The 14,012-nt window shown below is 62.2% G+C and carries 13 protein-coding genes; 2 read left to right on the top strand and 11 right to left on the bottom strand.

The window, feature by feature from the left end; all coding sequences use genetic code 11:
- Window positions 1–39: 39 nt before the first annotated feature.
- From msrQ to mrcB, 9 genes are all read right to left on the bottom strand, one after another.
- Window positions 40–651, bottom strand: a complete 612-nt coding sequence (gene msrQ / locus ACLEJW_RS17510; RefSeq protein WP_440777955.1) for a protein-methionine-sulfoxide reductase heme-binding subunit MsrQ — start codon at window positions 649–651, stop codon at window positions 40–42.
- On the bottom strand, window positions 651–1,664 hold the full coding sequence (gene msrP / locus ACLEJW_RS17505) for a protein-methionine-sulfoxide reductase catalytic subunit MsrP (protein ID WP_440777954.1): 1,014 nt from the start codon (window positions 1,662–1,664) through the stop codon (window positions 651–653). Before msrP ends, msrQ begins: the two co-directional genes overlap by 1 nt.
- Window positions 1,665–1,742: 78 nt before the next feature.
- On the bottom strand, window positions 1,743–2,594 hold the full coding sequence (pssA, locus tag ACLEJW_RS17500) for a CDP-diacylglycerol--serine O-phosphatidyltransferase (RefSeq protein WP_145190270.1): 852 nt from the start codon (window positions 2,592–2,594) through the stop codon (window positions 1,743–1,745).
- 150 nt (window positions 2,595–2,744) lie between these two features.
- The gene (gene ilvC / locus ACLEJW_RS17495) at window positions 2,745–3,761 is read right to left on the bottom strand and encodes a ketol-acid reductoisomerase (protein ID WP_145190267.1); all 1,017 of its coding nucleotides are present in this window, start codon (window positions 3,759–3,761) and stop codon (window positions 2,745–2,747) included.
- 54 nt (window positions 3,762–3,815) lie between these two features.
- Window positions 3,816–4,307: an acetolactate synthase small subunit gene (gene ilvN, locus ACLEJW_RS17490; RefSeq protein ID WP_003250040.1), complete on the bottom strand. Its 492-nt coding sequence runs from the start codon at window positions 4,305–4,307 to the stop codon at window positions 3,816–3,818.
- Between the two features lies 1 nt (window position 4,308).
- Window positions 4,309–6,033 (bottom strand): acetolactate synthase 3 large subunit, encoded by a 1,725-nt coding sequence (locus ACLEJW_RS17485; RefSeq protein ID WP_145190260.1) that lies wholly within the window; start codon window positions 6,031–6,033, stop codon window positions 4,309–4,311.
- A gap of 407 nt (window positions 6,034–6,440) precedes the next feature.
- Complete coding sequence (locus ACLEJW_RS17480) at window positions 6,441–6,776, bottom strand: YqcC family protein (protein WP_440777953.1); 336 nt, start codon at window positions 6,774–6,776, stop codon at window positions 6,441–6,443.
- Window positions 6,773–7,561 carry a tetratricopeptide repeat protein gene (locus tag ACLEJW_RS17475; protein WP_145190254.1) on the bottom strand — a complete coding sequence of 263 codons (789 nt, stop codon included), beginning with the start codon at window positions 7,559–7,561 and terminating at the stop codon, window positions 6,773–6,775. Before ACLEJW_RS17475 ends, ACLEJW_RS17480 begins: the two co-directional genes overlap by 4 nt.
- A gap of 16 nt (window positions 7,562–7,577) precedes the next feature.
- Complete coding sequence (mrcB, locus tag ACLEJW_RS17470; protein ID WP_440777952.1) at window positions 7,578–9,899, bottom strand: penicillin-binding protein 1B; 2,322 nt, start codon at window positions 9,897–9,899, stop codon at window positions 7,578–7,580.
- 115 nt (window positions 9,900–10,014) lie between these two features.
- On the opposite strand from mrcB, the gene ACLEJW_RS17465 reads away from it, so the two are divergent.
- Window positions 10,015–11,577 (top strand): AAA family ATPase, encoded by a 1,563-nt coding sequence (locus ACLEJW_RS17465; RefSeq protein WP_313458489.1) that lies wholly within the window; start codon window positions 10,015–10,017, stop codon window positions 11,575–11,577.
- Between the two features lie 155 nt (window positions 11,578–11,732).
- On the top strand, window positions 11,733–12,011 hold the full coding sequence (locus ACLEJW_RS17460) for a TfoX/Sxy family protein (RefSeq protein WP_145190244.1): 279 nt from the start codon (window positions 11,733–11,735) through the stop codon (window positions 12,009–12,011).
- A gap of 237 nt (window positions 12,012–12,248) precedes the next feature.
- Here ACLEJW_RS17460 and ACLEJW_RS17455 read toward each other — a convergent pair whose 3' ends face one another.
- Both ACLEJW_RS17455 and ACLEJW_RS17450 read right to left on the bottom strand, forming a co-directional pair.
- Window positions 12,249–12,971: a heme ABC transporter ATP-binding protein gene (locus ACLEJW_RS17455; protein ID WP_440777959.1), complete on the bottom strand. Its 723-nt coding sequence runs from the start codon at window positions 12,969–12,971 to the stop codon at window positions 12,249–12,251.
- Between the two features lie 44 nt (window positions 12,972–13,015).
- Entirely contained in the window at window positions 13,016–13,999 is a 984-nt protein-coding gene (locus tag ACLEJW_RS17450; protein ID WP_440777958.1) for a FecCD family ABC transporter permease, read from the bottom strand.
- Between the last annotated feature and the right edge of the window lie 13 nt (window positions 14,000–14,012).

Below are 14,012 nucleotides of genomic sequence, written 5' to 3'. Positions count from 1 at the left end.
TTTAATTTCATCTATTTGCGACCAGCCGGACATGCCCTCTCATGCCCGCCGAGCAGCCTTGCTGAACAACCGTGGCAGTGATCGAGACACCACCGGCACGCGCAACCCCATCAACAGCACGGCGATGACAGCGTAGATCGCCCACTCGCGCAGGTCCGAGCGCACGATCCATAAAAAGTGCAACAGCCCCAGTCCGAGCACCACGTACACCAACTTGTGCAGTTTCTTCCAGCGCGCGCCCAAGCGCCGCTGACTGTATCGATTAGAGGTCGCTGCCAGCGCCAGCAACCCCATAAAGCCAAGAGCGCCGACGATGATGTACGGCCGCTTACGCAGCTCGACCGCCAATTGCCCCCAATCCAACCCCAGGATAAAGAATAGATAAGCCAGGATGTGCAACACGATGTAAGCGAACACCCATAACCCCAACTGCCGACGCACCACGATCCAGCCCGACCACCCTGACACTTTTTGCAGCGGCGTCATGCCCAGCGTCACCAGCAGAAAGGTCAGCGCCCCAAGCCCGAGCCGGTCCATCAGGATCTTGCCAGGGTCTGGTCCCAAGGCGCCTACCGCCGCCTCGTACAGCCACCACGCCGGGAGCAGGCAGCCCACCACGAAGATCGCCAGCCTAAACCAGGGATAACGCATCAGTAGTTCTTCCGCAGATCGAGCCCGGCGTACAACGAGGCTACTTCGTCTGCGTAGCCGTTGAACATTTGCGTTTCGCGCACATTCGGGCTGAACAAGCCACTGGGCAAGCGCCGCTCGCGCGCCTGTGTCCAACGCGGATGGTCGACGGTCGGGTTGACGTTGGCATAGAAGCCATACTCCTCCGGCGCCAGCCCCTGCCAGGTAGTGCCCGGCTGCTCTGCGACCAGACTGATGCGCACGATCGACTTGATGCTCTTGAACCCGTACTTCCACGGCACCACCAGGCGCAAGGGTGCGCCGTTCTGATTGGGCAGCTCGCGGCCATACATACCCACCGCCAGGATCGCCAAGGGATGCATGGCTTCGTCCAGGCGCAGCCCTTCTCTGTAGGGCCAGTCGATCAAGGCGAAACCTGAACGCTGCCCCGGCATGTGCTGCGGATCGCTCAGCGTTTCGAAGCGTACATAACGCGCCTTTGACGTGGGTTCAACTTGCTTGAGCACGTCGGCCAACGGAAAACCCAGCCACGGAATCACCATCGACCAGGCCTCGACACAGCGTAGTCGGTAGATGCGCTCTTGCAGCTGGTAGGGTTTGACGAAGTCTTCGAGGGCATAGCGCCCCGGCTTGCCGACCTCCCCATCGACCACCACCGACCACGGCTCGGTCTTCAAGCTGGCGCCATTGGCTGCAGGGTCGCCTTTGTCAGGCCCGAACTCATAGAAGTTGTTGTAGTGGGTAGCGTCCTTGAACGGGGTGATCGCCTCGTTCTTCACGGTGACCGCCTGCCACTGGGCAGACCTGAGCTTGTCGGTGAACCAAGCCGGCGCTGCGCCGGCGCTGACGTCGGCATAGCGCGAAGCGTCGGCCGCCGTCGCTGCACCCGGCAATGCAGCCAAGGCAACACCTGCGAGCGAGCCGCCCAGCAGCGTGCGACGGGAGAGATAGAGACTTTCTGGCGTGATCTCCGCTGCCTGGCAGTCGGAGGGTTTGGCAAGCTTGATGAGCATGGGCGGCTCCACAGCACAGGGAACGAATGTACCTGTAAGACTGTGGAGCCGGAGGGTTATTCCAGCATTAAGCGATTTTTACCCTTTGCGTCGACGCGTGCGCAGCAGGAACTGGATCGGACCCGATGCCGCGTAGGCAAGGAAGATCAGCAGCAGGATGCGCGGCGGGTCGCTGAACACCACGGCGAACACCAGCACCACGGCCAGGATCGCGACAAAGGGTACACGGCCCTTGAGATCGAGTTCCTTGAAGCTGTTGTACTTGATGTTGCTGACCATCAGCATACCGGCGGCAGCTACCAGCAGGGCCACCAGGAACGACAGCTTCGACCCCTGGATGCCGAAGTCGCTGAACGCCCAGACGGTCCCTGCCACCACACCGGCCGCTGCCGGGCTGGCCAGGCCGATGAAATAGCGCTTGTCGGCAGTACCGACCTGGGTGTTGAAGCGTGCCAGGCGCAGCGCTGCGCCGGCCACATAGATGAAAGCGACCATCCAGCCGACCTTGCCCATGTCACCCAGCGCCCAGCCGAAGGCCAGCAGCGCTGGCGCGACACCGAAGGCAACCATGTCCGACAGCGAGTCGTACTCGGCGCCGAAGGCGCTCTGGGTATTGGTCATGCGCGCTACACGGCCATCCAGGCCGTCGAGCACCATGGCCACGAAGATGGCGATGGCTGCAAAGGCGAAATACTTGCTCGCTTCGCGCGGGTCACCGGCGCTCAGGGCGCTCTGCGCGTTCATCGAGCTGATGATGGAATAGAAGCCGGCAAACAGGTTGGCGGTGGTGAACAGGTTGGGCAGCAGATAGATGCCGCGGTGGCGCACCTTGCGCCCCTCGTCGTCATGCCCTTCTTCAACGTGCTCATCGACAGGTAGCAGGCTTTCGGCGTCGGAGGGCTTGTTCGGCTCTTCGTGACGTTCGCTCATGGAGGGTACCTTGCAGCAGGATGGAAAATGTTCGACACGGGCCTGCGAAACAGGTTCTGACAGCAGGCCACTGGTCTGCTTTATACCAGATGCTGGCTGCCAGAACGAAAAAACGCGGCCGAAGCCGCGTTTTTCATGTGGCGATGCGACTTAGTTCTTGGACTTGTCGACGATCTTGTTCGCCGAGATCCAAGGCATCATCGAGCGCAGCTGCTCGCCGATGATCTCGATGCCGTGCGCGGCGTTGTTGCGACGCTTGGCGGTCATCGATGGGTAGTTGGTCGCGCCTTCGGAGATGAACATTTTCGCGTATTCGCCGTCCTGGATGCGCTTCAGCGCATTGCGCATGGCCTTGCGGGATTCTTCGTTGATGACTTCCGGGCCGGTGACGTACTCACCGTACTCGGCGTTGTTGGAGATCGAGTAGTTCATGTTGGCGATGCCGCCTTCGTACATGAGGTCAACGATCAGCTTCAGCTCGTGCAAGCACTCGAAGTAGGCCATTTCTGGGGCGTAGCCCGCTTCGACCAGGGTTTCGAAACCGGCCTTGACCAGTTCGACGGTACCGCCGCACAGAACGGCCTGCTCACCGAACAGGTCGGTTTCGGTCTCGTCCTTGAAGGTGGTTTCGATGATGCCGGTACGGCCGCCGCCGACGCCAGCAGCGTACGACAGGGCGACGTTCTTGGCGTTGCCCGAAGCGTCTTGGTAGATGGCGATCAGGTCAGGGATGCCGCCGCCTTTGACGAACTCGGAGCGTACGGTGTGGCCTGGGGCTTTTGGCGCGATCATGATCACGTCCAGGTCAGCGCGTGGCACGACCTGGTTGTAGTGGATCGAGAAACCGTGGGAGAAGGCCAGGGTTGCGCCTTTCTTGATGTTCGGCTCGATCTCGTTCTTGTACAGGGTGCCCTGGAATTCGTCCGGGGTGAGAATCATGACCAGGTCAGCAGCGGCGACGGCGGAAGCCACGTCGGCAACTTTCAGGCCGTGGGCTTCGGCCTTGGCAACGGTAGCCGAACCTTTACGCAGACCGACGGTGACGTCTACACCGGAGTCCTTCAGGTTGCACGCCTGGGCGTGACCTTGGGAGCCGTAACCGATGATGGCGACTTTCTTACCCTGGATGATGGAAAGGTCGCAGTCTTTATCGTAGAAAACTTTCATGAAATACCCCTGGTTATATCTCGGCCCCTGCGGAGCCATTGCTAATTGTTGAATTTAGATGCTGAGCACTTTGTCGCCCCGGGCGATGCCGGTAACGCCGCTGCGCACGGTTTCGAGAATCGATGCAGTGCCGATGGCCTGGATGAAGCTGTCCAGTTTGTCGCTGGTGCCACTCAGTTGCACGGTGTACACACTGGCGGTCACATCGACGATCTGGCCACGGAAGATGTCCGTGGTGCGCTTGATCTCGGCACGCTGGGCACCGGTGGCCTTGACCTTGACCAACATCAGTTCACGCTCGATGTGAGCGCTTTCCGACAGGTCGACAAGCTTGACCACTTCGACCAGCTTGTTGAGGTTCTTGGTGATCTGCTCGATCACTTCGTCATGGCCCACGGTGGTCAACGTCAGACGCGACAGGGTCGGGTCTTCGGTCGGTGCCACGGTCAGGCTTTCAATGTTGTAGTTGCGCTGGGAGAACAGGCCGACCACGCGGGACAAAGCACCGGGTTCGTTTTCCAGCAGCAGGGAAATGATGTGCCGCATATCAGGTACGCTCCGTCTTGCTCAGCCACATGTCACGCATCGAGCCATCCTTGATCTGCATCGGATAGACGTGCTCGCTGCGGTCGACCGCGATGTCGATGAACACCAGACGGTCCTTCATCGCGAACGCCTCTTCAAGCTTGGGCTTGAGATCCTTCAGGCTGGTGATGCGGATACCCACATGACCATAGGCCTCGGCCAGCTTGATGAAGTCAGGCAGCGACTCGACGTAGGAATGCGAGTGACGACCGTTGTAGGCCATGTCCTGCCACTGGCGGACCATGCCCAGCACCCCATTGTTGAGGTTGACGATCTTCACCGGCAGGCCGTACTGCATGCAGGTCGACAGCTCCTGGATGTTCATCTGGATGCTGCCCTCGCCGGTCACGCAGGCCACGTCCTGATCCGGGAAGTTGAGCTTGATGCCCATCGCCGCGGGGAAGCCGAAGCCCATGGTGCCCAGGCCACCGGAGTTGATCCAGCGGTTCGGCTTGTTGAAGCGGTAGTACTGCGCCGCGAACATCTGGTGCTGACCCACATCGGAAGTGATGAAGGCATCGCCATGGGTCACTTCGCTGAGGGTCTCGATGACCTTCTGCGGCTTGATGACATTGCCGTCGCCCTTGTCATACGGGAACAACTCACCATCACCACGCCATTCGTCGATCTGCTTCCACCAGGCATCGAGCGCCGCCTTGTCAGGCTGCTCGCCGATTTCCTTGAGAATGCCGAGCATCTCGCTGAGCACGCTGTCGACCGGGCCAACGATCGGTACGTCGGCCTTGATCATCTTGGAGATCGATGCCGGGTCGATATCGACGTGGATGATCTTGGCGTTCGGACAGAACTTGGCCGGTCCATTGACCACACGGTCGTCGAAACGCGCGCCAACGGCGAAGATCACGTCGGCGTTGTGCATGGCCATGTTGGCGGTGAAGCTGCCGTGCATGCCGAGCATGCCGAGGAACTGGCGGTCGCTACCGGGGTAGCAACCCAGGCCCATCAAGGTGTTGGTAACCGGCAGGTTCAGCGAACGGGCGATTTCGGTCAGCGCATCGGAGCCGCCGCCGAGGATGACGCCACCGCCGGCATAGACGATCGGGCGCTTGGCCGCGAGGAGCATTTCGGCGGCCTTGCGGATCTGACCGGAGTGGCCACGAACAGCCGGGCTGTAGGAGCGCAGCTTGACCTTCTTCGGGTAGACGTACTCGAACTTCTCGGCCGGGTTGGTCATGTCTTTTGGAATGTCGACCACGACCGGACCTGGACGACCGGATTGCGCCAGGTAGAAGGCTTTCTTGAGTACTTCGGCAATCTCGGTCGGGTGCTTGATCATGAAGCTGTGCTTCACGATCGGCCGCGAGATACCGATCATGTCGGTTTCCTGGAAGGCATCGGTGCCGACCATGGTGCTGGGCACCTGGCCGGACAGGATGACCATCGGGATCGAATCCATGTAGGCCGTGGCAATGCCGGTGATGGCATTGGTCGCGCCTGGACCGGAGGTCACCAGCACGACACCGGCCTTGCCGGTGGCGCGGGCATAGCCGTCGGCCATGTGGGTTGCCGCCTGCTCATGGCGAACCAGGATGTGCTCGACTTCCGGCTCTTTGAACAGCGCGTCGTAAACATGAAGGAGAGCACCACCAGGGTACCCGTAGATGTGCTTAACGCCTTCGTCACGCAAGAAGCGGACGACCATCTCAGCGCCAGATAAAAGCTCCACGTTGTTCACCTCTAAAACGCCAGAATACCGCCCTCTTGGACGGGTCTTAATAGGTTTACTGCCAAGCAGAGCATGAGCGAACGTCAGCACTGACTGAGCAAGTATTGGGAGCGCCCCAGAGTGTTGCGGGGTTTTCCCACCCAGCGCGAGGTAACGCGTTGCGGGGTGTAACAGGTCGGCGCGGGTGTGCGCCTCATGATCTGCCTAGCGGGTCTGCTTCTGGCAGTCCCTCTACAGCGGAAACTGGATTCTTGTGATTTGGCGCCTACAAGTCAAGAAAAATTATTGCCAATTTTTCCTCAAGATGAATCACCGCCACCACGAAAAACCATGTCAGCAGCAGGAAAAATAACTTTTCCATAAAAAAGGGCCACAATCTGCGGCCCTTGACGGAAAAACCGAAGAAATCAGGCGGAAGGCGCGATCAATTGGTCGAATGCTGCCAACAGTCGGCGCAGCTCACGGCTCTGCTCCGGCCGATCGACGAACACCGTTTCCGCCATCACCAGGATGCTCGAGGCATTGGGCAGCGGATGGCCGAGCTCGATGATGATCTTCATGCGCGGCAGGAAAATCCACTGCAGCCACTGCTCGAAGCTGAGGGTGTCGACCGCGAACGGCACCGTGCTGGCCAAGGCTTCGTCGCTTGGCGGCTCGTCTGCCCACCAACCCTGCACCTGCAGCTCTCGCTCGATGAGCAGCAGGTGATCGGCGATATCCAGCACGCGTTGTTCGACCTTCATGAGCTGACCCGCGCCTTTTGCCGGGCCAACGCAGCACCGGCACTGTCGCCCTGCTTCTCACGGGCTTGGGCGATGGTGTTCCACAGCTCGGCCTGCAAGTCCGGGCGACCGTTGGCGTAGGTCAGGGCACGTCGAGCGAGTTGCTCGGCTTGCGCCGCGTCGCCTTGGGACAGGCGCACCTGGGCCAGACGGAACAGCACCTGCGGCTCGCGCGGGGCGATGCGCTGGGCGCGTTCCAGGCTCGAGGCGGCGCCATTGAAGTCGCCGCTGCCTTGCTGGCTTTGCGCCGTGGTCAGCAATGCCAACACCGGGCCGTCGAGCTGCTCATCGGCGGACAACCCACCCGCAGGCGCGGTAGTGCGTGGAATCCCGGTCGGGGCACTGGCCGCCGGGGCGGTGCTGTTCATCGACGCGATGTCGAACGGCTCGTCGGCGATCGGGTTCGGGTTGGTGGTCATCGGAGCCGAGGTCACCGGCCCCGGGGTGATCGGCGCCGTGCTGATCGGCGTTGCGGCGTTGCCTGCCGGGAACGTCTGAATACCGCTGGCGCCAGCGCCCTGGGGAATCATCACGGTCACGCCGGAATCCTCGGGCAACGACTGCGCTCGCGCTGTGCCGGTGTTCGCGCCTGCCGCGCCGCGGGTGGCCTGGACACGCTCACTGTTGGACACCCGCGTGCTCGAATCCACTACCGGAATGTTGCCACGTTGCACGGTGGAGCAACCTTGCAGCACCACCAGTGCCGTCACGGCAGGAAACAGCCACTTATTCAATTCACACCTCATCAATGCTGTTCAAGGCTCAGTTCATCCAGCCCTTGACCCAGTCCATCACCGAATCCACGGGAGTCTGCTCGCCGCCGCAGGTTGCCCCGGCCGGCGGTTCGCTGCCGCGAATATACGGCATCTGCACCGCGCCCGGACAGCTACCGTCGGAACCTTGGCCGCTGTAGGGATCGATCCAGGCCTGCACCACGTTATCCGGCTGCGGCATGTCCAGCGGCAGCGGGTCGGCCTTCTTCATGAAGCTGGTCCAGACCTGCAGCGCACCGGTGGCACCGGTGAACGGCGTCTTGCCGTTGTCGTCGCGGCCCATCCACACCACGGCCAGCAGGTCCTGGCTGAAGCCGGAGAACCAGCTGTCACGCGAGTCGTTGCTGGTGCCGGTCTTGCCCGCCAGGGTCAGGGTCTTGGGTAGCACATTGTAGACCGAGCGCCCGGTGCCCTCGCGCATGACCCGCTGCATGGCGTTCTGTACCAGATAGATGGAACCTGGGTCGAAGGTCTGCTGGATCTGGAACGGATAGCGCTTGAGCGGCTCGCCCTCGGCCGTCAGCACGCTGCGGATACCGCGCATCGGCGTGTTGAAGCCGCCGTTGGCGATGGTCTGGTACATGGTCGCAACTTGCATCGGCGACATGCCGCCGGCACCGAGCAACATGGCCGGGAACGCCGGCCAGTCGACATTGACACCCAGGCGGCCAATGGTCTTGATCACGTTCGGCACGCCCACTTCCAGGCCGAGCTTGGCGGTAGACAGGTTCAGCGAGTTGGCCAGGCCCTGATACAGGTAGATGGTGCCGTGGGCACGCCGGTCGTAGTTCTGCGGACGCCAGACCTGGCCGTCGGCGCCCTTGACCGAGAACGGTTGATCCTGAACCCAGCTGGTCAGGGTGTACTTGCTCGGCTGCTCCAAGGCCGTCAGGTACACGGCCGGCTTGACCAGCGAGCCAATGGGACGCACCGCATCGATGGCCCGGTTGAACCCGGCGAAGCCCGACTGACGGCTGCCGATCAGGGCCTGCACCTCACCGGTTTCCGGATTGGTCACGACCATCGCCGATTCCACCTCGTCGGCACCCTTGCGCCCCGCCAGGCGCTTGAAGGTTTCGCTCATGGACGTCTCGGCCTTCATCTGCAGGATTGGGTCGAAACTGGTGAAAATGCGCAGGCCTTCTTCGGTCAAGTCTTCATCACGGTAGTCCTGGCGCAGCTGCCGCTTGACCAGGTCGAGGAAGGCCGGGAACGAGCTGTCGGCAAGGCTGCCGCGCTTGGTCACGCCAAGCGGCATCTTCTTCGCTGCATCGACCTCGGCCTGGCTCGCTACGCCTTGTTCGGCAACCAGGTCGAGCACCAGGTTACGCCGCGCCAGCGCGCGTTCCGGGTAGCGCCGTGGGTTGTAGTAGGAAGGCCCCTTGACCATGCCCACCAGCAAGGCGATCTGGTGCAGCTTGAGTTCTGCCAGCGGCTGGCTGAAGAAGAACTGGCTGGCCAGACCGAAGCCGTGCACCGCGCGCTGACCGTCTTGGCCGACGAACACTTCGTTGAGGTAGGCCTCGAGAATCTCGCGCTTGTCGTAGTGCATCTCCAACAACATGGCCATCATCGCTTCGGTCAACTTGCGCGTGAGGCTACGTTCGCTGGTCAGGTAGAAATTCTTCACCAGCTGTTGGGTCAAGGTACTGCCGCCCTGGCGCATCGAGCCCGATGAGGTGTTGACCCACATGGCACGGGCGATGGACTTGGGCGACACGCCGAAGTGGCTGTAGAAGTCCCGGTCCTCGGTGGCTACCAGGGTTTCCAGCAGATACGGTGGCACCTGGTCGATCTTGATCAGAATGCGGTCTTCGAGGTTTTTCGGATAGATGCCACCAATCATCAATGGCTCGAGGCGCACCACGTCGAGCTTCTTGTCATTGGCCCCGGCAAGGCCTGCCACGTAGTCGCCAGAGAAGCGCACGCGCACGAACTGCGCCGGTTCCATGCCCTCGTAGAACTGGAAACCGCGGGTATTGAGGTCGACCGTGTTGCCATTGACCGCCGCAGCGCCCGGGCCATTGGCGGCGCTTTCACGGCGATAGCCAAGGGCGTCCAGCTCAGTGAGGAAGTCGGCCTTGCTCAGTTTCTGGCCGGTGAACAGCTCCAGCGGCCGGGCATACACCTTGGCCGGGATGGTCCAGCGCTTGCCAGAGAACTTTTCCTGGACGACGGCATCTAGGTAAACCGCGAAGCCAGCGATGATCACCAAACCGACCAGGCTGAGCTTCAAGGCCCAGCCCAGCCAGGCGCGGGAGCGGCTGGTCGGGCGTTTCTTGGGGGTACGGGAATTTCGAGTTCGAGTCATGGCCGCGGATTATACGCACTTTATAAAGGGGAGGCAGGCGCCCTCTGGCGGTAGGCAGGGACGGCACCATTGACCATAATGGCGCATTCGAATTCCCTGCCCGGAAGGATTGCCCGTGAGCCAAACCCTGATCAACGCGTTGCAGAACCCTGCCCTCTATCCCCATCCCGTGGACGGGTTCCAACTCATCGAGACGCATATCTCCTGGGTTCTGCTCACCGGCGAATACGCCTACAAGGTCAAGAAACCGATGAATTTCGGCTTTCTCGACTTCACCGGCCTGGACCAACGCCAGCATTTCTGTAACGAAGAATTGCGCCTGAACCAGCGGCTCACCGAGGGCCTGTACCTCGAAGTACTGCCGATCACCGGGAGCGTCGAAGCGCCGCAACTGGGCGGTGACGGCGCGCCGATCGAGTATGCGCTGAAGATGCGTCAGTTCCCGCAAGGCCAGATGCTCAGCACCTTGCAAGCCAATGGCGAGCTGCACACCGGGCATATCGACCAGATGGCCAGGCAGATCGCCGAATTCCACCTGCAAGCGCCAAAGGTCTCGCCGGAGCACCCACTCGGCACGCCTGAGAGCGTCATGGCGCCGGTGGAGCAGAACTTCGAGCAGATCCGCCCGTTCCTCACTGACAAAGCCGACCTGCAACAGCTGGACAACCTGCAAGCGTGGGCGCGCAGCAGCTTCGAACGCCTGCACGGTCTGCTCGAAACGCGCAAGGCCAATGGCTTCATTCGCGAATGCCATGGCGACATTCACCTGGGTAACGCCACGCTGATCGACGGCAAGGTGGTGATCTTCGACTGCATCGAGTTCAACGAGCCGTTCCGTCTGACCGATGTCTACGCCGACGTCGGCTTCCTGGCCATGGACCTCGAGGATCGCGGCCTGAAGTGCCTGGCACGCCGATTCATCAGCCAGTACCTGGAACTGACCGGTGATTACGCGGGCCTTGAGCTGTTGAACTTCTACAAAGCCTACCGCGCCCTGGTACGGGCCAAGGTCGCCCTGTTCAGCCTGCCGGCCGATGCCGAGGGCGTACAGCGTGCTACCACCCTGCGTACCTACCGCAACTACGCCAACCTGGCAGAAAGCTACAGCGCCATTCCATCGCGCCTGCTGGCCATCACCCATGGTGTTTCCGCCGTGGGCAAAAGCCACGTGGCCATGCGCCTGGTCGAAGCACTGGGAGCGATCCGGGTGCGTTCGGACGTCGAGCGCAAGCGCCTGTTCGGTGCGCAGCAGCAACAGGACGCCGGCCAACTGGCCACGGGCATCTACGACCGTGACGCCAGCGTGGCGACCTATCAGCGCTTGCACGAACTGGCCGCGACGATCCTGCGCGCCGGCTTCCCGGTGGTGCTCGATGCCACCTACCTCAAGACTGAACAGCGCCAGGCAGCAGCAGCCGTGGCCAGCGAGACCGGCGTGCCGTTCCTGATCCTCGACTGCCATGCCCCTGACGCGGTGATCGCCAGCTGGCTCGAGCAGCGCCAGGGCGAAAACGCCGACCCGTCGGATGCCACGCTGGAAGTGGTCAAAGCCCAACAAGCCAGCCGCGAACCGCTGACTGCCGACGAGCTGAGCCACAGCACCCGCGTCGATACCCACGAAGCGGCCAGCATGGACCAGGTGATCGAGCAGATTCGCCAGCGCTTGCCGGGTTTGTAAGCGGTTTGCCTGCCAGTGCCTGCAGCTTGCCGGGCACTGGCAGCTCGTCGTCGTCGATGGCAAAAGGCCGCGCGATTTCCATCCCCCGCTACACTCCTGTGAAACCTGCTCGCGATTTATCCCTACGACCCGTTCAGCCATCGCAAGGAGGCTCGATGAACGATGAATTGCAGCACCTGAAGAACCTCGGCAAAACCTCGGCGCAGTGGCTGCATGCGGCTGGCATCCATAGCGCATCGGACCTGCGCCGGCTGGGCGCGGTAGGTGCCTACCAGGCCGTGAAGACCCGGGGGTTCCGAGCTTCCAAGGTGTTGTTGTACGCCATTGAAGGCGCGTTGCTGGACGTGCACTGGAACGATTTGCCGGCCGAGCGCAAGCAGGCGCTGAACCAACAGCTGGACGCGAAAAGCCCTGCGCAAAAAAATCCGAAATAAATGCGTCAGAGGGATTGACGCTGAAATGAGAATCGTTATGATTATCACAACTGGTCGCGAGACTGGTTGGGTAACCTAAGCGTCCCTGGTTCGGATGCTAGATTATCTCCTCATCAGGCTAATCACGGTTATTGACCCGGCTTTTTGCCGGGTCTTTTTTTGCCTGCGCAACAGCATTGTTTTGCGCTTGATCCGTGTCTCGACTGAGCACTCGAGCCGAGCTACTGGCCGCACCTTTCAGCGAGTGATGATCAGCGGGTGAGCCCGCTCAGGATGAGGCAGCACCAATACGTCAATGCCGAACACCGCTTCGAGTGCGCCAGGCGTGAGCACCGCCTGGGGTGTGGCCAGGGCGTGACAGCGGCCTTGGTGCAGCAACAGGATACGGTCGCAGTAACGCGCCGCCAGGTTGAGGTCATGCAGAATCACCAGCACCGCCGCGCCACGGTCAGCAAAGCTGCGCACCGCCTGCAATGTGGTGTGCTGATGCAGCGGATCGAGCATCGAGGTCGGTTCGTCGAGCAGCAGCGTGCTGCCCTGCTCGCCCGGCCACAGTTGAGCCAGGACGCGGGCCAGGTGTACCCGCTGGCGCTCGCCCCCGGACAGCGCCAGGTAACTGCGCTCGACCAAATGCCAGGCATCGGCCGCGCGCAGCGCCGCCTCGACGATCTCGCGATCGCGCTGCTGGCCGCTGGCATGGGGCAGACGGCCCAGGCCGACCACCTCCTGAACACTGAAGGCAAAGCCCAGGCTCGATATTTGCGGCAACACCGCCAGGCGCTGGGCGCGGGCTGGCCCGGGCCAGGCGTCCAACGCCTGGCCCTGCAACGTCACCCGCCCCTGATCGGGCGTCAGCTCGCCGCACAGCACACTCAACAGGCTGCTCTTGCCAGCGCCATTAGGCCCCAGTACGCCGAGCACCTGGCCAGGCACAAGTTGCAGATTGATATCCTGCAGCACCTCATTGTTGCCGCGGCGCAGGTGCAAACCTTGTACTTCAAGCATCAATGACGCCCTCGCACCAACAGCAACAGAAAGAACGGCGCGCCGATGAAAGCGGTGACGATGCCAATGGGCAGTTCGGCCGGTGCCAACGCCAGCCGCGCGATCAGGTCGGCGAACAGCAGCAACGCCCCGCCCGCCAGCAGCGAAGCCGGCAGCAATACGCGATGATCCGGTCCAGCCAGCAGTCGAACCAGGTGCGGCACCACCAGGCCGACGAAGCCGATCAGCCCCGCTGCCGCTACCGCTGCGCCAACGCCCAGTGCCGTGCAGAACACCAGCTCGCGCTTGAGCCGCTCGACCTCGATGCCCAGGTGCCGAGCTTCCGACTCGCCAAGCAGCAGGGCATTGAGCGCCTGGGCGCGGCGCGGCAGCCACAGGGCGACGCCGGCAGTGATCAGCAACAACGGCCAGAGGCGCTCGTAGCTGGCGCCATTGAGGCTGCCCAGGTTCCAGAATGTCAGGGTACGCAGGGTGGCATCGTCAGCCAGGTAGGTGAACAACCCCACCGCCGAGCCGCCCAATGCCGTCAAGGAAATGCCGGCGAGCAACAGGGTGGCGACATGGGTCTGCCCGTCGCGCCGGCCCAGGCGATAGACCAGCGCGGTCACCCCAAGCCCGCCGATGAACGCGCACACCGACAACAGATACGGGCTGAACCAGGGCGCCACGCCGCCGAGCCAGCTGCCGCCGACGATCGCCACGGCAGCACCCAATGCCGCGCCGCTGGCGACGCCGACCAGCCCTGGGTCGGCCAGGGGGTTACGAAACAAACCCTGCATCGCCACCCCCGACAGCGCCAGCACCGCGCCCACCGCCAAGCCCAACAGGGTCCGCGGCAGACGGATCTGCCCGAGGATCATTTCAGCCTGTTCAAGGCCTTGTGGCGCCAGCGGCAGCCCCAGCAGGCGCAAGCCGGCGCGCAAAGTGTCCATCAGCGGCAGGCTCACAGGCCCGAGGGCCAGCGACAGCCAGACCGCAAGCAGGCACAGCGCGCCA

It is taken from the genome of Pseudomonas sp. SMSB3 (assembly GCF_052041965.1).
GTDB lineage: Bacteria > Pseudomonadota > Gammaproteobacteria > Pseudomonadales > Pseudomonadaceae > Aquipseudomonas.
The sequence above is the reverse complement of the archived record's forward strand: the minus strand, read 5'-3'. Positions and strand labels throughout refer to the sequence as shown.